This is a genomic window from Mycoplasma phocoenae (genome assembly GCF_012934855.1).
Lineage (GTDB): Bacteria > Bacillota_I > Bacilli_A > Mycoplasmatales > Metamycoplasmataceae > Metamycoplasma > Metamycoplasma phocoenae.
In genome coordinates this window covers 278,150-299,719 of sequence record NZ_CP051481.1, presented here as the reverse complement: position 1 = coordinate 299,719, position 21,570 = coordinate 278,150, and the positions used below count along the sequence as shown (strand labels likewise).

At 28.0% G+C, this 21,570-nt stretch carries 20 protein-coding genes, 1 tRNA gene and 2 rRNA genes; 11 read left to right on the top strand and 12 right to left on the bottom strand.

Annotated elements, in window-relative coordinates; translation table 4 throughout:
- Nucleotides 1–139: 139 nt before the first annotated feature.
- The gene (locus tag HGG69_RS01215) at nucleotides 140–511 is read left to right on the top strand and encodes a hypothetical protein (RefSeq protein WP_169604991.1); all 372 of its coding nucleotides are present in this window, start codon (nucleotides 140–142) and stop codon (nucleotides 509–511) included.
- A gap of 26 nt (nucleotides 512–537) precedes the next feature.
- Here the strand turns inward: HGG69_RS01215 and HGG69_RS01210 are convergent, their stop codons facing one another.
- Both HGG69_RS01210 and nadE read right to left on the bottom strand, forming a co-directional pair.
- Entirely contained in the window at nucleotides 538–1,245 is a 708-nt protein-coding gene (locus tag HGG69_RS01210) for a pseudouridine synthase (protein WP_169604990.1), read from the bottom strand.
- 1 nt (nucleotide 1,246) lies between these two features.
- Nucleotides 1,247–2,035 carry an NAD(+) synthase gene (gene nadE, locus HGG69_RS01205; RefSeq protein ID WP_169604989.1) on the bottom strand — a complete coding sequence of 263 codons (789 nt, stop codon included), beginning with the start codon at nucleotides 2,033–2,035 and terminating at the stop codon, nucleotides 1,247–1,249.
- 88 nt (nucleotides 2,036–2,123) lie between these two features.
- Between nadE and HGG69_RS01200 the strand changes: the two genes are divergently transcribed.
- Entirely contained in the window at nucleotides 2,124–2,855 is a 732-nt protein-coding gene (locus tag HGG69_RS01200; RefSeq protein WP_169604988.1) for a YebC/PmpR family DNA-binding transcriptional regulator, read from the top strand.
- A 105-nt stretch (nucleotides 2,856–2,960) separates the two neighbouring features.
- Here the strand turns inward: HGG69_RS01200 and arcC are convergent, their stop codons facing one another.
- The 5 genes from arcC to HGG69_RS01175 all read right to left on the bottom strand — a co-directional run bounded on the left by arcC (nucleotide 2,961) and on the right by HGG69_RS01175 (nucleotide 8,204).
- Nucleotides 2,961–3,893 (bottom strand): carbamate kinase, encoded by a 933-nt coding sequence (gene arcC, locus HGG69_RS01195; protein WP_169604987.1) that lies wholly within the window; start codon nucleotides 3,891–3,893, stop codon nucleotides 2,961–2,963.
- A 3-nt stretch (nucleotides 3,894–3,896) separates the two neighbouring features.
- Nucleotides 3,897–4,940 carry an ornithine carbamoyltransferase gene (gene argF, locus HGG69_RS01190; RefSeq protein WP_169604986.1) on the bottom strand — a complete coding sequence of 348 codons (1,044 nt, stop codon included), beginning with the start codon at nucleotides 4,938–4,940 and terminating at the stop codon, nucleotides 3,897–3,899.
- Nucleotides 4,941–5,739: 799 nt separating this feature from the next.
- Nucleotides 5,740–6,540 (bottom strand): dimethylarginine dimethylaminohydrolase family protein, encoded by an 801-nt coding sequence (locus tag HGG69_RS01185; protein WP_169604985.1) that lies wholly within the window; start codon nucleotides 6,538–6,540, stop codon nucleotides 5,740–5,742.
- A gap of 66 nt (nucleotides 6,541–6,606) precedes the next feature.
- Nucleotides 6,607–7,413, bottom strand: coding sequence for a dimethylarginine dimethylaminohydrolase family protein (locus HGG69_RS01180; RefSeq protein ID WP_169604984.1), 807 nt, complete (start codon nucleotides 7,411–7,413; stop codon nucleotides 6,607–6,609).
- A 245-nt stretch (nucleotides 7,414–7,658) separates the two neighbouring features.
- Complete coding sequence (locus HGG69_RS01175) at nucleotides 7,659–8,204, bottom strand: NUDIX hydrolase (RefSeq protein ID WP_169604983.1); 546 nt, start codon at nucleotides 8,202–8,204, stop codon at nucleotides 7,659–7,661.
- Between the two features lie 96 nt (nucleotides 8,205–8,300).
- Here HGG69_RS01175 and rrf (HGG69_RS01170) point away from each other — a divergent pair.
- The 7 genes from rrf (HGG69_RS01170) (at nucleotide 8,301) to HGG69_RS01140 (ending at nucleotide 12,858) form a co-directional block, all read left to right on the top strand.
- A 5S ribosomal RNA gene (gene rrf, locus HGG69_RS01170) occupies nucleotides 8,301–8,405 on the top strand.
- 186 nt (nucleotides 8,406–8,591) lie between these two features.
- Nucleotides 8,592–8,696 (top strand): 5S ribosomal RNA (gene rrf, locus HGG69_RS01165).
- Between the two features lie 85 nt (nucleotides 8,697–8,781).
- A tRNA-Ser gene (locus HGG69_RS01160) sits at nucleotides 8,782–8,871 on the top strand.
- A 26-nt stretch (nucleotides 8,872–8,897) separates the two neighbouring features.
- A complete protein-coding gene (gene whiA, locus HGG69_RS01155; protein WP_169604982.1) occupies nucleotides 8,898–9,728 on the top strand; it encodes a DNA-binding protein WhiA in 831 nt (276 codons plus the stop codon).
- Between the two features lie 13 nt (nucleotides 9,729–9,741).
- On the top strand, nucleotides 9,742–10,569 hold the full coding sequence (locus HGG69_RS01150) for an MAG0110 family membrane protein (protein ID WP_169604981.1): 828 nt from the start codon (nucleotides 9,742–9,744) through the stop codon (nucleotides 10,567–10,569).
- A gap of 133 nt (nucleotides 10,570–10,702) precedes the next feature.
- Complete coding sequence (locus HGG69_RS01145) at nucleotides 10,703–11,878, top strand: acetate/propionate family kinase (RefSeq protein ID WP_169604980.1); 1,176 nt, start codon at nucleotides 10,703–10,705, stop codon at nucleotides 11,876–11,878.
- 95 nt (nucleotides 11,879–11,973) lie between these two features.
- Nucleotides 11,974–12,858, top strand: coding sequence for a hypothetical protein (locus tag HGG69_RS01140; protein WP_169604979.1), 885 nt, complete (start codon nucleotides 11,974–11,976; stop codon nucleotides 12,856–12,858).
- Nucleotides 12,859–12,920: 62 nt separating this feature from the next.
- Here the strand turns inward: HGG69_RS01140 and HGG69_RS01135 are convergent, their stop codons facing one another.
- From HGG69_RS01135 to HGG69_RS03160, 4 genes are all read right to left on the bottom strand, one after another.
- Nucleotides 12,921–15,032: a P68 family surface lipoprotein gene (locus HGG69_RS01135; protein ID WP_169604978.1), complete on the bottom strand. Its 2,112-nt coding sequence runs from the start codon at nucleotides 15,030–15,032 to the stop codon at nucleotides 12,921–12,923.
- A 119-nt stretch (nucleotides 15,033–15,151) separates the two neighbouring features.
- On the bottom strand, nucleotides 15,152–16,132 hold the full coding sequence (locus tag HGG69_RS01130) for a carbohydrate ABC transporter permease (RefSeq protein WP_169604977.1): 981 nt from the start codon (nucleotides 16,130–16,132) through the stop codon (nucleotides 15,152–15,154).
- Nucleotides 16,074–17,111 carry a carbohydrate ABC transporter permease gene (locus HGG69_RS01125; RefSeq protein ID WP_169604976.1) on the bottom strand — a complete coding sequence of 346 codons (1,038 nt, stop codon included), beginning with the start codon at nucleotides 17,109–17,111 and terminating at the stop codon, nucleotides 16,074–16,076. The genes HGG69_RS01130 and HGG69_RS01125 overlap by 59 nt, the downstream gene beginning before the upstream one ends.
- Entirely contained in the window at nucleotides 17,112–19,286 is a 2,175-nt protein-coding gene (locus HGG69_RS03160; protein ID WP_169604975.1) for an ATP-binding cassette domain-containing protein, read from the bottom strand.
- A gap of 130 nt (nucleotides 19,287–19,416) precedes the next feature.
- Here HGG69_RS03160 and nrnA (HGG69_RS01115) point away from each other — a divergent pair, with 130 nt between their 5' ends.
- The gene (gene nrnA, locus HGG69_RS01115) at nucleotides 19,417–20,388 is read left to right on the top strand and encodes a bifunctional oligoribonuclease/PAP phosphatase NrnA (protein WP_169604974.1); all 972 of its coding nucleotides are present in this window, start codon (nucleotides 19,417–19,419) and stop codon (nucleotides 20,386–20,388) included.
- Nucleotides 20,378–21,364, top strand: a complete 987-nt coding sequence (nrnA, locus tag HGG69_RS01110; protein ID WP_205852862.1) for a bifunctional oligoribonuclease/PAP phosphatase NrnA — start codon at nucleotides 20,378–20,380, stop codon at nucleotides 21,362–21,364. Before nrnA (HGG69_RS01115) ends, nrnA (HGG69_RS01110) begins: the two co-directional genes overlap by 11 nt.
- Before the next feature lie 60 nt (nucleotides 21,365–21,424).
- Here the strand turns inward: nrnA (HGG69_RS01110) and HGG69_RS01105 are convergent, their stop codons facing one another.
- The gene (locus tag HGG69_RS01105; protein ID WP_169604973.1) at nucleotides 21,425–21,568 is read right to left on the bottom strand and encodes a hypothetical protein; all 144 of its coding nucleotides are present in this window, start codon (nucleotides 21,566–21,568) and stop codon (nucleotides 21,425–21,427) included.
- Between the last annotated feature and the right edge of the window lie 2 nt (nucleotides 21,569–21,570).

Below are 21,570 nucleotides of genomic sequence, written 5' to 3'. Positions count from 1 at the left end.
TATTGGTAAAAGGTTTTATTTTTAATAAAAAACCTTATAAATACCGTTTATATAAGTGATCAAAAAGCATTTTTGCTTTATGCATTTTTTAAATTAAACCTTTAGTTAATATATAATTTAATTAAAAAAAGGAGGTTTTATGAAACATAATTTAAAACTAGCTAAAATTTCAAGCATTATGTTCGTTATTTGAATATCAGTTAGTTGTATTGTATTTTTAGCGGGTATATTTTCTTTATTTGCTTATATATTTGTAGCAGCGTTGACAGATTTTTCTAAAAATTCATCATTCTCTCCGTATTACTTTATTTTGATCGGTGTTGCTTGCTTATTATTATCAGTACTTTTATATAATTTATGAGTCAAACCATGAAGCAAATTTAAAATAATTTTTAATTTAAATTCAATAAACCAAATTCAAAAAGATGATTTAAAATATTTTGCAATAAGATTAAAAATAACAAGCATTGTTTATCACGTTTATTTTAAAGAATTTATTAAATCTATATAAAAAAATAATAAAAAGCCGGCTTTTTATTATTTTTTTTCAGTGCATTTTTTCAAATTCAATAACTCAGTGTCTGTCAATTCGCGGTACTGGCCTTCACCGAGATTTTTATCCAGCGTTTGTGAGCCGAATTTTTCTCTTTTGAGTAAACTAACTTCATAATCAAAAAAATTTAACATTTTTTTTACTTGGTGAAATACACCTTGATAAATAATCAATCTTAAATATGCGGGTGTAATTTCAGTAAACTCATATTCGTCAATAATTGTGCCATCATCTAATACAATTGGATTCTGACCATGAGCTATTATTTTTTGTGGATCTATAGGTTCAGTAGTTTCAACATAATAAAGTTTAGGTACATGATATTTTTTACTTAATAATTTGTGTCCTAAATCACCGTCATTACTTATGATTAATAAACCTTGGGCGTCATAGTCTAAGCGACCATATGCGAAAAATTTATCTCGATCTAATTCAATAAAATCAAATATTGTTTTATTGAATTTATCGTAATTGGCTGTTATGCAATATTTAGGTTTGTTAAATAAAAAATACTGATGCTCTTTATACGTTATTTTTTGTTTATTTATTTCTATGATATCAGTGTTTTCCTTGACATTAACACTAGTTTTTATTTGATTTCCGTTAACAAATACTAAACCTTTTTTAATTAGTTTTTTTATGTCTTGCCGAGAATAACTAGTCATGTGCCCAATTAATTTTTCAATACGCATATTAATTTTCTTTCAATTCTGGACCAATAGGTATTGGAACTAATTTATGAATGTTTCTATTGTGTTGATTTTCAATTTTGGTTCTAACATCTGATGTTAATTGAGTAGGATCTGAGATGTATTGTTCAAAATCATCATAACTAAAACCTAATTCATCTTCATCAGATTGATTTTCTCATAAATCTGCTGATGGTTTTTTGATTATGATTTCTTCTGGAATATTCAATATTTTAGCCATTATGTAAATATCACTTTTTTTAATTTTAGCTATTGGTAATAAATCGCAACCGCCATCACCATATTTGGTGAAGTATCCTAAGTATCATTCATTAAAATTGTCTGTGCCTATTACGATTTTTTTGTTTTTTTGAGCATAAGCATAAAGAGAGGTCATTCTTAATCTTGCTTTCAGATTAGAAAGTACATATTCATCATCAATATTCAATTCGTTTTTAAAAGTATTGAATGTGTTTGTTAAATCTATATAAGTGACCTTATGCTGTAAATCTCTTTCAATTAATTGCGCATGTTGTTTAGAAATTAATTCCGTTTTATTTAGTTCGTTTATAGAAATTGAATAAAGTTCTAATTTTTCTTGAAAAACATCTTTCATTAAATAAGCTAAAAATGTTGAATCAATACCTCCGCTTATCCCTAAAACAACTCCATTAACTTTGGCTTTTTCAACAGATTTCTTTATAAACATCTTCAATTCATTAATTAATAGTTTGTGTTTACTAATATCAACTGTTTTTGATATGTCTTTTAATGTTAAATTTTGTATTTTCATACTCTTTATTTTATTTTAAGTTTGCGTATTTAATTTAAAAATGAATCTTTTTTATATAATTTAGAATATTTATTACAAAGGAGTAAAAATGTCAGGACACTCAAAATGAGCGACAACTAAACACCATAAAGCTGCACAAGACGCTGCAAGAAGTAAAATTTTTCAAAAATTTTCAAAAGAAATAATGGTTGCAGCATCTTTAGGTGGTCCAGATCCAGATGCTAACCCTTCATTAAGAATGGCGATAGCAAAAGCAAAAGCACGTTCAATGCCTAAAGCAAACATTGAAAAAGCTATTCAAAAAGGGGCTGGAGGTTCTAAAGAAGGTAGTGATTATAAATCATACATTTACACAGCTACAGCTTACGGAGGAACAAATTTTATCGTTACTTGTCTAACAGATAATTTCAATCGTTTAGCATCAAACGTTCAACATTATTTTAATAAAGTAAATGGACAAATGGGAAGCGGTAAAATTCCATACGTATTTGATGAACGTGGTGTTTTGGTTATTTTAAAAAGTGAAACACAAGCCAGTGAAGAAGACTTGATGATGCACGCTTTAGATAATGGTGCACTTGATTTTCAAACAGAAGATGATCAGTACATTATCTTATCTGAACCATCAGATTTTCAAGATCTTAAAAAGGCTATTGAAGATGAATTTAGCATTGAAAACTTTTCAACAGCTGAAGTAAGCTTTGTTCCAAATATGGAAATCGAAATTCCCGAAGATAAAGTTGAAAGTTTTGAAAAATTCTTATCTTTATTAGAAGATGATGATGACATTCAAGAAGTTTACCACAACGCAACATACTAAAAGCTGTATTCAGCTTTTTTATTTTAAAAAGCATTCATATTCAGTATTTTTTGTGTAAAAAACACAATAAAAAAACACAGATTACTCTGTGTTTTTTTTATTAAATTATTTTGTAATTTTTGTACCAGTTTTTTCGTTAATGATATCTTCAAGATCTTTTAAATCTCCGATGAAAGCAGCTTTTCCACCATCTTCAACGAATTTAATAGCAGCTTGAACTTTTGGTAACATACTTCCTGGTGCGAATTGGTTTTGTGAAATGTATTCATTTAATTCTGATACTGTAACTTGTTTTAGAGCTTTTTGATCTGGTTTGTTGTAGTTAACCATAACGTTATCAATAGCTGTTAAAACCACAAAGTAATCAGCTTTTGCTAATGATGCTAATTTTGCTAATGCAAAGTCTTTATCGATAACACCGTCTGTACCATCAATGTGTCCATTTTCGTCAACGATTGTAGGAATTCCCCCACCTCCACCAACAACAACAGTAGCACCGTTGTCAATAGCTTTAGTAATTTGGTTAATTCCAACAAAGTTAATTGGTAATGGTGATGCAACAACTTTTCTGAATCCACGTCCTGCGTCTTCAACGATTGTTGAGTTAGGGTTTGCTTCTTCAGCAGCTTCACGTGTTGCAAAGAATGGTCCGATTGGTTTTGTTGGGTTAGCAAATGCTTTATCGTTTTTATCAACGATTGTTTGAGTTAAAATGTATAACACTTCATTTTCTGTTAAGTTTTCATCTTTGAATGCATTTGAAATTGCACTAACCATGTGGTATCCAATGTAACCTTGAGACATAGCTCCTGATTCTGGTAATGGTACTAATGGTGATTTAGCGTTAACTTCGTGTGCAGCAACGAATCCGTTGAAAATCATTCCAACTTGTGGTCCGTTTCCGTGTCCAATGATAACTTCGTGTCCAGCTTTAACTAATTCAGCAATTTTTTTAGCTGGTAATTTTACTAATTCTTTTTGTTCGCTTGGATTGTTTCCTAATGCGTTTCCACCTAAGGCAATAACTATTCTTGACATAGATTAATATCCTATTGTTGCTAGAATAACTGCTTTAATTGTATGCATACGGTTTTCAGCTTGATCCATAGCTTTGTTGTGTTTTGATTTGAATACTTCGTCAGTAACTTCCATTGCTCCTGTTGCAACAACTGGGTATTTAGCTCCGAAGTCTTCTTTAATTTTTGCTGAGAATTGTGTATGATCATCGTGGAATGCTGGTAAACAGTGTAAGAATACAACGTTTTCTTTAGCAGCTTTGATCATATCCATATCAACTTGGAATGATCCTAATTCTTTGATACGTGCTTCAAAAATTTCAAATGGTTCTCCTAATGATACTCAAACGTCTGTGTAAATAACGTCTGCATCTTTAGCAGCTTCAATTTTGTTATCGCTGAATGAAACTGATCCACCGTTACGTGCAAATAGTTTTTGACATTCTTCGAATACTTCTTTGAATCCTTCTCCTGTTTTAACAAGTTCGTGTTGTTCTTTAGGTCCACATAATACTACGTGAGCTCCTACGAATGCTCCACCAATCATGATTGAACGAGCAACGTTGTTTTTGATGTCTCCAGCGAAAACAACTTTTTTACCACTCATGTTTCCTACGTGTTCTTCCATTGTCATGTAGTCAGCAAACATTTGTGTTGGGTGTTCAGCATCTGTTAATCCATTTCATACTGGTACACCTGAGTATTTAACTAAAGCGTCAACGTCGCTTTGTTTAAATCCACGGAATTCGATTCCATCATAGAATCTTCCTAAAACCATAGCTGTATCTTCGATTGATTCTTTTTTACCGAAGTTTGATCCAGCAGGCCCGATGTATGTACATCCAGCTCCTAAATCGAATGCAGCAACTTCGAATGCACAACGTGTTCTTGTTGAGTCTTTTTGGAACATGATTGCAATGTTTTTTCCAACTAGTGGACGGTTGTTTGTGTGTAATCCTTGTTCTTTTGATGCTTTTAATTTTTTAGATAGTTCTAAAACGTATCTAACTTCTTCTGTTGTGAAGTTTAAAGCTGAGTCTAAACTTCTTCCTTTTAAATTTACAGGCATTTTTCTCCTTAAATATTGTTATAAAAATTTTATGTAATTACATATTTATAAGATTTTATAAATATACCTAAATTTTACTAAATTTGCGATCCTTTGTAAAGTATTTAGTCCATTTATATAGAAAGCTGTTTTTTATAAATTCAAACGATTTTGAAGCAATATTACAAAAATATAAAAAAGCAACTATTAATAAAGCAAATTTTGGTTTTTTTATTTTTATTTATTAGACTTTAATTAAATCCAAATTTAATATTTTTTTCTTTTCCATTTTTATTTAAAATTAATTTACAAATATTTTTACAATTTATATATACAAGAGCGCGATTTTTAATTATTATTTCTTATATCGTTTAAAAAACAATTTATATGCAATTTTTACTGGTTGTTTTTTTATGCACAATATCTGCGAACAAAATTTTTTTATATTTTTTTTAGATGTAGTTAACAAATTCAACGCATTATAATTTAATGATTTAAATTCATGTCGAATTAATTTAAAGGTATTTTTTAATAAAAATTAAAACCTTAATTATGTTTAAATAATTAAAGTTTATTTATTGTAAATTTTTACTATTTTTTTAAAATTTATGTGATTTTAATTAGGGTGTATTTCTTTTTTTATTGTTACTAATTGACCTATTATTTAATGGACTTGCGGTAAAGTTGTCTCAGTGCTTCACGTTGTTTAGAAATATAATTTATTAGTAATAGTTTTATTTTTGCTCATGTATTTTCCTTATAAATTTAAACAAAAAAATGCAGCATATGATAATCTGCATTTTTGATGTATATATAAAGATTAGAATCTTACTGATAAACAAGTGAATCCACCGTCAATTTTTTTGTATTCTGATGTATCTGATTCTACGATTCCTTTGTATCCTTCTAGTTTTTCTAGCATTGCTTTTGTTTTTGGATATCCAGCTGGCATGAAAATTGTTCCATTTATGTTAATTACATTTACAGCGTAGTCTTCTTCATCTGGAACCATAATTAAATTAAAGTCTTTAAATACTTCAGCTGTTCTAAATTCTCTTGTTACTAATAAATTATTGTTTCCAATGTATGTTGTTCCGGTTTTTAGGTGTAAAAAGTCGTTAACTGGTACTCCTACTACTTTTTTGCCTAAAGGTTTAACAAATTCTCCAAATTGGTCGATAGCTGCTTGGTTTGTACGTTTACTCAAACCAATGTAAAATGTGTCACCAATTGGTAATACGTCTCCACCATCCATTAATCCTGGCGCTGTAATGTGTTTAATTTTGTCAGCTGGGAATAATTTTTTAATTGTTTCTTCCATTGCCAATTTTTCACCATTACGTGTTTTGTCTCCTGGATTTGTCATAATAGCCATTTCCCCTGGAACAACCACTACTGGGTCTTCAACAAAGCATGAATCTGGGTATTCTTCTAATGCTGGTAATTCGATTACTTCGATTCCAAGTGATTTAATGCTTTTTACATAATCTTCTCATTGTTTTAGGGCGTTAGCAAATACTGGTTTTCCTAAATTTGCTAATTCTCCTCAATCATTAATACCGTCAACCATTGATTTTCCTGGTTTACGTACAATAAATCTTTTATATTGAACTGAATTCATATTTTCTCCTGTGTGTTTGTTTGTGGTAGTAAAAAAAGGCAAGTGAAACACCGCCTTTTTGAATGATTAGAATCTTAATGATAGACAGCTTAATCCACCATCAAGTTTTTTGTATTCTGAAGTATCACATGTTACAACTCTATATGGTTGACCATCTGATTTTTTAAGAGCTCTTACTTTAGCTTCTAAAACAGGGTATCCTGATGGAACAATAATTGTATCATTTACTCAGATACAGTTTGCTGCATATTCTTCACCTGGTTCGTCAACAACAACTTGGTTAAAGTCTTTAAATGTTGGGTAGTCTAAGAATTCACCTGAAATTAATAAGTTATTATGTTCTAAGTAGTTAACTCCGGTTTTTAGGTGTAACATTTCTGTCATAGGAACTGGAACTACTTTTTTACCAATTTCTGCTAAGAAGTTGTGGAATTGTCTAATTCCTTCGTCGTTTGTACGTTCTGACATACCTACGAAGTATGTATCTCCAACCATCATAACATCTCCACCATCTAATGTACCTGGAGAAGTAATTTTTTTAATTTTGTCTTCTGGGAAGTATTCTCTTAATACTGGTAACATAAATTCTTTTTCACCATTACGTGAATCTGCCCCTGGGTTTGTTAAGATTGCTAATTCACGTCCTGGAACGATAACTGCTGTATCTTCTACGAAACATGAGTCTGGGAATTTTTCTAATTTTTCTGTTACACGAACTTTTAGTCCTGCTTCTTCTAATGTTTTAATGTAAATTTTGTGTTGTTCTTTAGCTAATTCGTAATCAACTGGTGTTTGGTTGTATAGACCTGATGAAATTCCGTCTACCATGCTTCCAGCTGGTGTTCTAACTATTATATCTTCAAATTTTTTCATTTTTCCTCTTTCTTTATATCTCTTTTTTTCTCTCTTATACAGAGTTTTTTAACTCTATATACTTAGATTGTACACCAAAAAAGCGATATTATTATTTAAAGTCTTGTATAAAAAAATAACCATGGCGTTATTTTATATATAACAAATGATTAGACATTTTTATAACAAATTTTTGTAAAATTATGGTATTTTTAAACATATGCGCGCGCGTAGGCGTGCGCATATATTTATATATTAAGCATTGTTTATTGTGTTTTGGTTATTATAAAAAGATTGTATAAATTGGATAAAGATGATAATGTTAGCTTATTTTGTATAATATCACGAAGTTTTTGTTCACTAATTCATGCATTATAGGAAACGCTTTCAAAAATTGAATCATCATTTTGGGGTATTTCTTGCTTTAAATTTGTTACATCAAATAAATATGCATAAACAGTTTCATTCATTTGGGTTGTTGAAACAAACTTGTTTTCAGCAATTAAATTATTAACCCCAACTTTAATACCTCCTTCTTCATAAATCTCTCTTATAGCAGCATTTAAGGGATTTTCATTTAATTCTATACTACCTGTAATAACACAAGGGAAACAAGTATCTCATCTTTGTTTTAAAACAATTTCAGGCAAGGGTTGATAATGAATTAAAAATTCATATTCATTATTTTTTTGCTTCCTTATGCATAAACAAGCAATACTGTCAACTCCTTTTCTTTGTGCATAAACAAAACCGTTTGAGGTTTCGTATAAATTAATTCATTTATTTTCATATAAAATTTTTGATTTTTCCATAGTTCAATTTTAATTTAAAAACAAGGAGGGAAAAAATATTTATAAAAATTTTTATTTTTTTTGCAACAAATTATTTTTTTTAGTGTATTATTTAACCATAGCGACCATAGCGTAGGGGCCCACCTGATCCCATCCCGAACTCAGCAGTTAAGACCTACAACGCCGACGATACCGTAAAGGGAAAATAGGGAGTCGCTTTTTTTTTATTTTTTTGTCAATAAATAAAAAAAACACCTTACATAAGTAAGGCGGTACATACGAGTTTTAACACTCGATGCGGCTCATCGCTCTTATAATATACACTATTTATAAATAAATAGTTTAAAAAAGAAAATAAAAAAAATATTTTTTTTGCAACAAATTATTTTTTTTAGTGTATTATTTAACCATAGCGACCATAGCGTAGGGGCCCACCTGATCCCATCCCGAACTCAGCAGTTAAGACCTACAACGCCGACGATACCGTAAAGGGAAAATAGGGAGTCGCTTTTTTTTATTTTTTTGTCAATAATCAAATTAAATACATTGTTTAATCAATATTTATTTAATTTTTTATAAAATTAATAAGCATATATACGGATAGTTGCTCGAGTGGCTGAAGAGGTTTGTCTCGAAAACAAATAACGTTTAACGACGTTCAAGGGTTCAAATCCCTTACTATCCGCCATTTTTTTAATATAGAAAGGCTATTAAATGACTTTCACACAAGAAATTAAAGACGAAATTATTAAATTAAAATTAACACAAAGAAATATTGAAGAATTCATTCGTGGGATTATTTATTCAAAAAATGAACACGCAAACATATTTTTAATAATTAATAACGCTGATGTTCTTTCATACATAAAACAAGCGCTAGATTTAGTTTTAATTAAATATGAACAACCACGTAAAAACGGGATCTCATTTACAGTTTCAAAAGATTTTATGAATAAAAGAATTAAAAAACAGCAAGATTTTTTTGCCGGGTTATTTTTAGTCACGGGAAGTGTAAGTGATGTTAATTCAACACTTTATCACTTAGAAATAAAAGTCCAAAATAAATTAAAGGCTGATGAAATTGTTAAAATCTTATCACCATATGGCCTTCAATTTAAATATACTAAACGCAAAGAATATCAAATTCTTTATATTAAAAAAGTGGAACAAATTTGCGATTTTTTGAAAGCTATCGGAGCCATAGAATCATACTTCCAATTTGAAAAAGTCAAAATTGAAAGAGATATGAAAAATTCAACAAATAGATTAATCAATTTTGATTATTACAACTTAAAAAAAATAGCAAAAGTTAATGTAGAATTTAACAAAGCATACGAATGAGTAATAAATAATAAACAAGAACAAAATTTTACCAAAGAACAAATGATTGTATATAAATTAAAAAACGAAGACTTAGGATCAAGTTTAAATGATTTGGTAATTTTATTGGAAGAAAAGGGTATTAAAAAGTCAAAAAGTGTTATTTATTACTATATAAAAAAAATAATAAAATTTTATAATGATAATAGTTTAAATAAAAATTAACATAAGGAGAAATATGTACGAATACGACACAGAGTACAATGGCGGAAATTACAGCAATACCACTTATAAAACAATCGCTAATACAAAAACACAACACAAATTGTTAGGTTTAACAAGTATATTTTTAGGCATTGGTATGCTTATTACTGTTTTATTTGCTGGTGTATTAACTGCAATACCCGCAGTTCAAAAACTAGCAGCAAATGCTTTTGACCAAACAAGTAATTCAGCTTCGATGCTTTCATTGATATTTATTGCAACATTGATTTTTCAATTTATTCTTTCATTAGTATTACAAATGGTATTTTCATACAAGCGAGTGGAAAAAATTAATTGAGTAGGAGCTTTAATAGGTTATTCACTTATGGTTGCTGTAGCAACGTTTAACTTAACAGTTGTAACTATGTTTGTTCAAATGTATACTAACATCGAAGGATACAAAATAGTTTGTACATTTGCAATACCAGTACTGATTGTTATAACAATGGGTGTATTAGCTTATTTTGGAAAAATAAATTTTTCTAAATATTATTGACTTATTTCAATAGCGTTAATAGCCGGATTAATATGTTTCATTGTTTCTTACTTTTTAATCTTTACTGGTGCAGGCGAATTATTTTATAATGTATATCTTGCATTAACAATTATGGCTGTCACAGCAATCATTGGAGTCAATTTTGAAATGATTAGAAAATTCAGTAACTCACTAACAGAAAATAAAATTCCAGATGAAAAGAAAATAATAATGACTTCAAGTATCATTTTTGCCTTCAATATTTATTTACTATTTATAACATTGATTTGAAAAATGATGAGAGTATTTTTCAGAAATTCAAAATAAAATCAGTCAAATCGGCTGATTTTTTATTGCTTTTTTTAATAGTTTGGAAAAATTAATTAATGCGTTATAATTGTAATATTAATTTGAATTAAAAAATATCAAATTAAAATTACAAAAGACGAAAAGGAAAACAATGAATAAGAAAATATTAGTTATAAATGCTGGTTCTTCTTCAATGAAATGATCTCTTTTCACAGAACAAGATTTAAAAGTTATTGCTTCAGGTCTTGCTGAAAGAATCAATGTTGACGGTAGAATCATCTGTAAATTCAATGACCAAAAATTTACACAAGACATCGAATTAAAAAACCATGAAGAAGCTGTTAAAGCAGTAATGAATCAATGAAAAGAAAACAATGTTGTTGAATCATTAGAAGAAATTCACACAGTTGGATTTAGAGTGGTTAATGCCGGTCCAAACTTAATGAAATCAACAATCATTACTGAAGAAGTTTTAAATTCTATTAAAGAATATACAAAATTAGCACCATTACATAACCCAGGTGCTATCCAAACTATTGAAGCTTTTAAAAAATTATTGCCAAATGCAAAATTAACTATGACGGTTGATACAGGATTCCACGCAACTATTCCTGAAATTAATTACACATACGCAATCAATAAGGACATAGCAGACAAACACGCTATTCGTAAATACGGTTTCCACGGAATCAGTCACCGTTTCATAACATGAAAATTAGAGCAAATCTTAAATAAAGAAAAAGTTAACTTTGTAAACTTACACTTAGGTAACGGTTCATCATTATGTGCTGTTAAAGATTCACAATCAATTGACACAACAATGGGATTCACTCCTTTAAGTGGTGTAATGATGGGAACAAGATGTGGTGATGTTGATCCATCTATTCCAGTATACTTATCAAAAGAATTAAACATAACCATTGATGAAGCTGCAAACATATTGAATAATCAATCAGGATTATTAGGTGTGAGTGGTGTTTCAAGTGATATGCGTGATTTAGAAGAAAAAGCAGAAACAAATCCTCGTGCTAAATTCGCTCTTGATTTATTTGCTCAAAAATCAGCTGATTATTTAGCAAATTATTTAAACAAAATTCAAAACAAACCAGACGCTATTGTATTTACTGCTGGTATTGGTGAAAACGGTGCATCTGCAAGACAAAACATTATTGATAGAATTCACTCATACAACGTTAAATTAGATGAAAAAAACCTTGAAAGAGGTGGAGATTACTGATTAATTTCATCACCTGAAAGTGAAATTCCAGTATATGTAATTCGTACAGACGAAGAATTAATGATTGCTACTGACGCAAAAAACTTATAAATTAACACACCAAAAAAAAGATAACCTCTTTTTTGGTTGTTTTTTTAATGGTATTTTTAATATAATTAAATTAGAAATGAAACAAAGGAAAAATTATGAAATATAAAAACCTAATATTAAAATACGGCGCACTAACTGCCGTAACATTAACAGCACCAGTAGCAATGATATCTTGTGATAATGTGGTAAATAAAGAGGAAAAAAGCGATAAAATGCTTATTAATGTACTGAACCAAGTGGAAGGTAAAATAAAAGGTACTGATAATGAAAAAACATTGGATTTTGCCGGTGTTAAATTACAATTTGATATCGCTCAATTAACCGAAGAAAATAAAAAACAAAAAATTTTAAATTTCATTGAAGAAGCAAAGAAAAAAGATTTAACATATTCATCATTATTGAAAATAGAAAACAATTCAGAGTGAAACAATATTCTAATAAAAATCGATGCTTTATACAATAAAATGATTGGTCAATTAAAAACTGAATATGACAAAGTTCAATTAAATTATGAAAACCTTCAAAAATTTGATATTAATCATCATGAAGAGATTACAAATATTCTTACTAAATATTTAGAAATGGATTCGGAAAATATGAATCCTGAAGATTTTAATAACATCAAAATAAAATTACAAAAAAATTGAAAAAATTTTAAAAAAGCAATTGTGGATTATTTAAAACAAAATAAAAAATTATTAATGGATACATTGATAAGTCAATTAAAAGACGTAAACAACAACATATCTCCAGTATTCAATATAAATGAAATTAAAAAATTATTTATTGCCATGGCATCGGTAACATTTAATGTGATTGATTCACCAGAATTTAATGGATTATTAGACGCTTGTTTGGAATTTGCTTTAAAAATGAATAGCATTGAAGATTTAGACAAATTAAAAAATAGTTTATTAGATAGTCTGCAAAAAAACTTAGGTTTATCTAACGGGCCTATTATTGGGATTTTTAACGAATAAAATAAATAAAAAAACAGCTTTATTAAAGTGAAATATTAAATCACTTTAATAGCTTGTTTTTTTTATTTTATTTTGTTTTTTATATTCATTATTAATTGATCGATAGTTAATTGATTATCTTTTTTATAAGAATCTTTTATAGCTAAATTCAAATTAACTTCTATGGCTTCTCTGAATATTTGACTAGAAGTATCTACAGGTTCTTCAAAAGGCAGCATATCGCTTTTTTGATTTTCAATTTGAATATCATTGAAAACGTTATTTTTTACATGTTTATCTTTGTATAATTTTCCAAAATTATCTGAAGGAAATATATATTCAGATTGGCTTGCAAATCTTTCTACCGGTGTAGCTATATATTTATCATAATTTGTTTTATGTTCATACAATCATTGAACAAAATGCTGAGTTGCTTTGTTTTGTTTCTGATTAGCATGCATGGCCATTAATGAAGGTCCTTGAACAAAATATGTACCACGAACATCTTTTGACTTTTCTTTATATTTAGGTGTTGTTGTTACAAATGTTTCATTATCATTCAATTTTTTATAATTTTCAGTAGTTTTTTCAATATTTTTAATTAAATAAATAATTTCGTATTTATTTTTTGCAAGTTTTTTTTCTTCTTCAACCATTTGTTTATATGTGGCAACATCGGAAACATTAAGATCAACTTCATCTATTTTTTTTATTTGTTCAGGTGTTAAAGGTAACATTTTTTTAGCTTTTTTATCATATTCGGTATTAATGTAAACTTTCATTAAATCATTTTTGTTTTTCTTAAATAATTCAAAAGCGTTTGCACCATTATATAAAACCTGAATATCTTTTGCATCTTTGGCAAATTGAATAATTTTGTTTCGTTGATTATTTGTTATATGATCATTTGTTAAAACTACTTTTTTGTATTTTCCAGATTCTCAAATGATATTGTTATCTTGATATTTTAATCCGTTACCATTATCCGCTAAATAAGAAATGTTTTGTTGTTTGTATGTTAAAGAAAAATTCGGAGCATATTTATAGTAATTTATTGCTCTGGAAGAGCTTATTGCAAACAGTATTTTGTGATCTTTTTGAATTCTCACTGAATTAAAATAATCATTTGAATATTGAGTATACATTCTACCAGTATTGATAATATTCAACAATTGACTTAACTTAGATTTGAAAATTTTATGTTCTTTACTTGTTTTATCGTTAAGAATTTTTTTGTAATCTAATTTAACACTGTTATTTTTATCTGGTTTTAAAAAATATTCATCCCAATTGTTTCCAGATTCATTGAACAATTGCATATATAATTCACTAATTGGATTATCAAATCCTAATGTATAAACGTCGTTTTGCGCATTCGACTCATTCAATAATAAGCTAACGAATTGACTAAATTTGTACAATGAATCATACGAATCCAAAATTGAGTCATCTAAATAAGATAGATCAAATGAATTTCAGTGTTTTTGTATACTTTGTTCGGTAATTTTTCAATAATTTTCAATAAAATTTCTTTCTTTTTCATCCGTTGAATTTGAGTCATATTGAGTTATTGCTTCATTTATTTTTTTAGCATTTTCTGTTGAAATTATGCTTTTGTTATTTATTTTTTTGTTGTATTGGTCAATTTGTTTAATAATATGAGCCAATGCTAATTTGTCAATAGTCATTATTTCTGTACTTCTTCCGAATGGAAGTACTCATTTTTTGTTTGGATCCAATCCTAGCAAGTTTTTGTTAATACTCGTATATTTATCATAAATGTTTTTAGTAGAATTATTGAAATCCAGACTCATATCATATTCAGCTATAGCAACAGCTACTGATGGGTAGGCCAGTATTAAATTTCCTAAATTTGAACTATCTTTATTGCTTAAACCCAAACGCAATTTACTAATCATTTCTTCATGATTTTTTCCTAAAACATAAGGTTCAATTTTCATTAGTTCACTATTTTTTGATTGATTTTCATCTACATACTTATTGTATGAATCAATAATTTCAACTAAAGCTTTATATCTTTTTTTCTCTACATCGTTTGAATAAAATGTAACGATTCTTAATTTTTCTCTTTCTTCTTGTTCAAAGCGTGATGTACAACTAATTGATGCTAATACACAGGGAGTTAACACTGCAATAGGAGATAACATCTTTAATATTCTTTTAATTTTTTGCATATGTAAATTATATATTTTAATGATTTACAAAATATGAAAAAATACATATACGTCTTTTTTTAAGCCGAAATTGTGTGTTTTTAAATTTAATAACAAAAAAAAAAATCACGTGTGTGATTTTAAGATTTTGAAGTGACTTTAAATTTATTATTGGTAATTGCACGTATGATAGTTTTTCTAAATATGATATAAATAATCATCATGGGCATTATTGCTAAAAACGAAGCGGCCATTTTAATAGATATTATTGATTGATTTTCACCATTCATTATTTTGTATCCAGTTCTAAAAATTCATAAATTAAGTAAATCTCAAAAATCCGATGAGGAATTATTAATTATTAAATTTGGCCATGCGTAACTATTTCATGCTGCAAACGCTGTTAATATCATTACTAATAATGTTGTTGGTTTAACTAAAGGTAATAATATTTTTATGAAAAATCTGAATTCACTTGATCCATCAATTTTCCCTGTATCGCGTACAGATTGTGGTATAGATTCAAAAGCAATGCGGTAAAGATATCCGCTGAATACACTGGCAGCAAAAGGCAATGTCAAAGATAAAAGTAATAACTCATTGTTTTTTCAGTCCAGAGCAACTATAACACGATATTGCCCAGATAATAAAGCGACCTCTGGTAATACTAAAATAGCTAAAAATATCAATCAAGATATTTTTTTAAATTTTCAATTTCTTAAACTAAATGCATAACCAAAAGTTAACGAAAATAATACTCTTAACACAACACTTGTACACATCATTAATATTGTTAATAACAAGGCTTTAATATAACCGCTATTTAAAGCATATTTAAAATTATCTAGCGTTAATTTGTCAAAACTATTAAACAAGGGAATGTTTTCATTACCATTAGAATTAGCAATCACGTCTTCAGGTATTAATGACATTCAAATCATAAAAAATAATGGAAAAATAATTAATAATCCAAAAAATAACAATACAAACATTTTTAGAATATATTTGAATAAACCAAATGATGATTCAGCAATATTAATTGAATTTTTTATGTCTTGTTTACTATATTTGATAATTCGTTTTGTACGGGTTTTTATTATTTTTAATTTTATATTGAACACGTTTTACTCCTAAATGAATGTTTATTCGATATCCCAATATCACAATATATCTAATTGCAAATGATAAAAAGACTCCTAATATAAATAGTATTACTGACGCTGTTGTTGAATAGTGCTTAAATTGTTCTTTGTTAGCCATGAGCATACTATATATATAAGTCATAATAGTTTGACCTTGATAGGACGTAGCTTGAGTGGGATTATTATCAAATAAAGCAAGCGGAAATATTTTTACTCCACCAATAATCCCTATTGTAATTAAAAATAATAAGGTTCTTTTAACTTTTGGTAAAGTGATTGCAAATAACTCTCTGGTTTTTGAAACACCATCAATTTGTGAGGCTTTATATAACATTGGGTTTATACTCATTAATGCTGTAGATAACATCAGTATTTGAAATGCTAAATTTTCTCAAACACCACGTAATATGATAACAATTAAAGAATTTCACCCACTTCTTTGTGTCAATCATGAGTACGTTTCCAATCCGAGTATTTTAGTCATTATTCCTTTATCTGCAAATAAGTAAAAGAAAGCAATTGATATAGCTACTCCACTCGTAACATAAGGTAAAAAGAATATTGATTGTCAAAAAGACTTTCAATATCTTTTTGTTAAATTTGAAATAGTTATTGAAACACCAATGGATATAAAAAGAGATATTGGTAAAGCAACAAGTGCATATATAATGGTATTTCTCAACGCAATTTGAAATTCATAATCGCTTTTTAAAAGAAATTCATAATTCTTTAAACCTACATTTATATCAGTAATTTTGATTGAATCCCCTTGAATCAAAAACGAATCTACAATAACATATACAAATGGTACTACAGTGAACAATAACAAAACAATAATACTTGGCAACAACAATAAAAAAGGCTTAATAAATTTAGTTTTTTTAAACAAAATAAAGCTATTGTTTTGGATAGCTTTATTTTGTATTTTTCTAATTTTTTTCAGCCTTCATTTAAACATTTATAATCTGACCCCTGTATCATAATCAAACATTAATATATTTTCAGTGTTTATTTCAATATTGATTTCGTCATCAATTTTGTGTTTTTGAATATTTGATAAAAACATTGATAAAGTAATGTCTGTACCTTCAATATGTATTTGTGCATATGCTTCTTTTCCTAAATATTCAATTTCTTTTATTTTTGCTTTAATATTCGAATCCTTTTTTAAACAAATATCTTCAGGTCTAATACCGATATATATTTTATTTTTTGAATAATTATTTAGCATTTTAGTGAATATATTGTTCAATTTAATTATGTTTTTACTTACTTCCGCTTTTAATAAATTTATTTCAGGAACTCCAATGAATTTAGCAACAAATATATTACTTGGATTTGAATACAATTCTTCGGGTGTTCCATATTGTTGTATTTTTGCTTTCGACATGCAAACTATCTTATCCGATATTGACATAGCTTCTTCTTGGTCATGAGTAACAAAAATGGTTGTAATATTAAAATCTTGTTGTAATTCTTTTATTCATTTTCTAGTTGTAGTACGTAGTTTTGCATCAAGATTTGACAGAGGTTCATCCAGCAACAATATTTGAGGTTTTTTAACGATAGCTCGTGCAATAGCTACTCGTTGTTGTTGACCCCCAGAAATTTCATTTGGTTTTTTTGCTAAAAGATCATCAATTTCGACTTTTTTTGCAATTTCAATAACATCTCTTTTGATTGCGTCTTTTATTGAAATTATATTTTTCTCTAATTCAGTAATTTTTGCTGTTGTTTTAGCATCGAATTTTGTTTTTAATAAAGCAATTTTATCATTAGTATTTTTTACTGAAATATCGTAAAATTCACATACTTTATTCAATATTTCAGACGATGTCTCTTTATATTTTTGTGAACATTCACGCGATGTTTGTTTATACTCACTAACGCATTTATTATAGTCATGGGTTAAAGTATGATATTTCACCATCATTTTGTCTGCTTTATAAAGTTTGTAATAAGCATTTTTTTCAATATCATATCTTAAAGAATACATTTTGTATTTTAAATTGTAAATATCCATTGCTATTTTTTTATAAAGTTTGAAAAACGATTTAGGAAAAATTTGTCTATATTTTAAATTCGAATCCCTTTCTGAAAGTGGCGATAATAAACGATGAAGTCTTGCTTTTTGTTCGTTTAATTCGCTTTCATATTTTTTAATTCGATTTTTTTTAGCTTGAGCTACCTTCTTTGTTCCGTCAATCAACGCATATCCTTTATATGCGTTTTTAAATAAATAGGCTAATTTAATATTAGTTAAAAAATTACCATAAGAGGAATCCTTTAATTCATTTAAACGGAATGTTAATTTTTTAACAAGTTTTTTTTCAGCTTCTTCAGTCACAATATAACAATTGGCTTTTTCTAAAGAACTTAATGATTTTTCAGATTGAATGATGTTTTGATGAATTTTTTTCATATCTTCAATGATTTGCTTAATACCGCTTTGATATTCTACGAGTGTGTAATCATTTTTAAAATCTAGTATTTTTTCAGTAGTTTTACAATAGTTTTCATAATCTTTTAATTTTGAAATAAAGGTTTTTGATAATTCAGTTATTTTATTCGTTTGCTTAACTATAACATTATTGTATTTTTGATAATTTGTATTAACATAATCATCAATGGCTTGTTTAGCTTCTGTAACTTTTTTCAATCCGTTATCAAATGCTTTTATTTTATTGTCAAACGCTCGATCAAATTCCTTAGTATCAAGATTTTTGATGTTTGATTTTTCAATAATTAGTTTCAGTACATTATGTTGAGCTTTATCAGCAGATTCTTTTATCGATTTTTTTCAATTTTTGTCACTAAATAATGGAAACGCAATATTGTCATAAACATTCATATGCGAATACAATGCATAGTTTTGAAAAACCAGTCCTAACTTGCGATCTTGAGGACTAGTTTTTGTAACATCTTGACCATTAAAATAAATTTTTCCATTTGTTACACCTACCAGACCAGATATGACATTTAATGTTGTTGACTTACCTGATCCTGAAGGTCCCAGTATTGACACAAGCTCACCTTTTTCGACCGAAAACGAGAGTTTATCTATTGCATTTAATTGACCAAAATCAACACTTACATCAGTAAGTTGAATTGCGGGTATATTTTTTTCTTTCATAAACCTCCTTTAGAAAAATAAAAGTATATATATAAATTTTAATATATACATAGTTTATCTTGTGTATTTTTGATGTTTTGTTTATAATTTAATTAACTTTTAAAAATAAAAAAAATATTAAGGAGATAAAATGGCAAAAAATACATACAAAATTGCTGTTGAAGCAATTGAGGAAGCGAAAAATATATTTATTTTTCATCACATCAGACCCGATGGAGACTGTTTAGGGTCTCAATTCGGTCTTGCTGAATTAATAAAAACAAATTATCCTGATAAAAAGGTTTATGTTATTGGTGATGCTATTGGATCGTTTTCGTTTTTAAATCTAAAACATGATGATATTAATTCAATACCTAAAACACACTTTAAAAACTCATTAGCAATTGTTGTGGATGCAAACCATAGCAATAGAATTCAAGATGCTCATTTAATTACTGAGGGTAAATTTACAAAAACATTGAGAATTGATCACCACCCTACTGAACCAGATATACAGTACGATTACACATGAGAAGATGCTGAGTATTCAGCAGCAGCTGAACAAGTTGCGTATATTGCAATGAAACAAAAATGAAAATTAACAACAAAAGCAGCTCAGTATTGCTATTTAGGTATTAATACAGACAGCGGAAGATTTCAATTTTCTTCTGTAGTAAAAAGAACTTTTGATGTTGTGTCATACTTACACAATGCACCAAAATTTAATGTATGAGATATTAATTTTCCTTTATCAATTAGAAATGAGTCTAAAGTTAGATTTTTAGCTTATGTATTATCTAAATTTGTAAGCGATGAACAAGTATTATGATTCCATGTCACAAAAAAAATTCAAAAAAAATTCAAACTGGATGAAAATCAAGCCAATGATGTTAACGCATTAGCAAACATCGGAGATTGTAAAATTTGAGTATTTTTTATTGATCAAGAAGACGGTAAAATAAGAGTAAGAATTAGATCTAATGGTATTCATATTAATCACATCGCTCATAAATGACGTGGAGGTGGACATGAAGTTGCCGCCGGAGCTACATTACACAATAAAAAGGAAATTAAATTAATACTTAATGATTTAAAAGAGGAAATTAAAAAACATGTTAAATAAAGAGGAAAAATTAAAATTATTTAAACAAATTGAGCAAAAGATTATTCACGCTTCTAATATAGTTATTTTTCACCACATTAGACCAGATGGAGACTGTTTGGGATCTCAATTCGGTATGAAAGAATTAATTAAAGAAAACTGGCCAGAAAAAAATGTATACACAATTGGTGATAATAGAGGTGTATATTCATTTTTAGATTTTAAATTCGATGATTTACCAAAACAAAAATTAGAAAACTCGTTAGCAATCATAGTTGATGCCAACTTTAAAGAAAGACTTGAGTGCAGAGAATACTTAGATAATAATTATTTCACTGAAGTAATAAGAATTGATCATCACCCTAATGATGATGACTTAAACGCTTCTTTAGTATGAGTCGAATCTGAATCTCCTGCTGCAGCACAACAAGTAGCTGAGATTGCTTACACATTAGGATGAAAAGTTAACCAGATGGCTGCGACTTATTTATTTTTAGGAATTTATACAGACAGCGTTAGATTAACAACTAATTTAACAAATTCGAGAACACTTAACCTTGTTTCTCAATTGTGGGATTCGGGAGCTAAAAAAGAATTCTTATTTGAAAACATGTCAAGAAAATCACATAATGATATTAAAGTAGATGCATTTATTCACTCAGAAATGAAAATTAGTAATTCTGTTGTAAGTTTTTACTTTGATTTAGAATCTCAAAAAAAATTCGGAATAACTGATCCACTAAAAGCTAATAAACCATATACACTAGCCAATATTGATGATAATAAAATTTGAGTCTTTTTCACCCAAGAAAAAGAAGATCAAATCAGATGTGAATTTCGTTCAAATGGTGCGTGTGTAAGAAACGTGGCATTAAAATGAAATGGCGGTGGACATCACAGAGCATCTGGCGCTCAAATAAAAGACGCTTCATTAATACCGCTTATTATTCAAGACTGTGAAAAAGAAGTCTTAAACTTAAGTGACTACGATAATTAATAATGAACATTTAAAAACAGCATTCGTTTAAGAATGCTGTTTTTATTTGTTTGTTGTTGATTAATCTCAGTTGATTGGTAACATAATAAGACCGTAAATGGTTGCCGCTGTCATGGCTAGCCCAAATACAATAACAATGAATATAAATAAGTATTTTTTATATCTAGAAATTCAATCTAATGTTTTTGCAATAAGTCTACGCATAT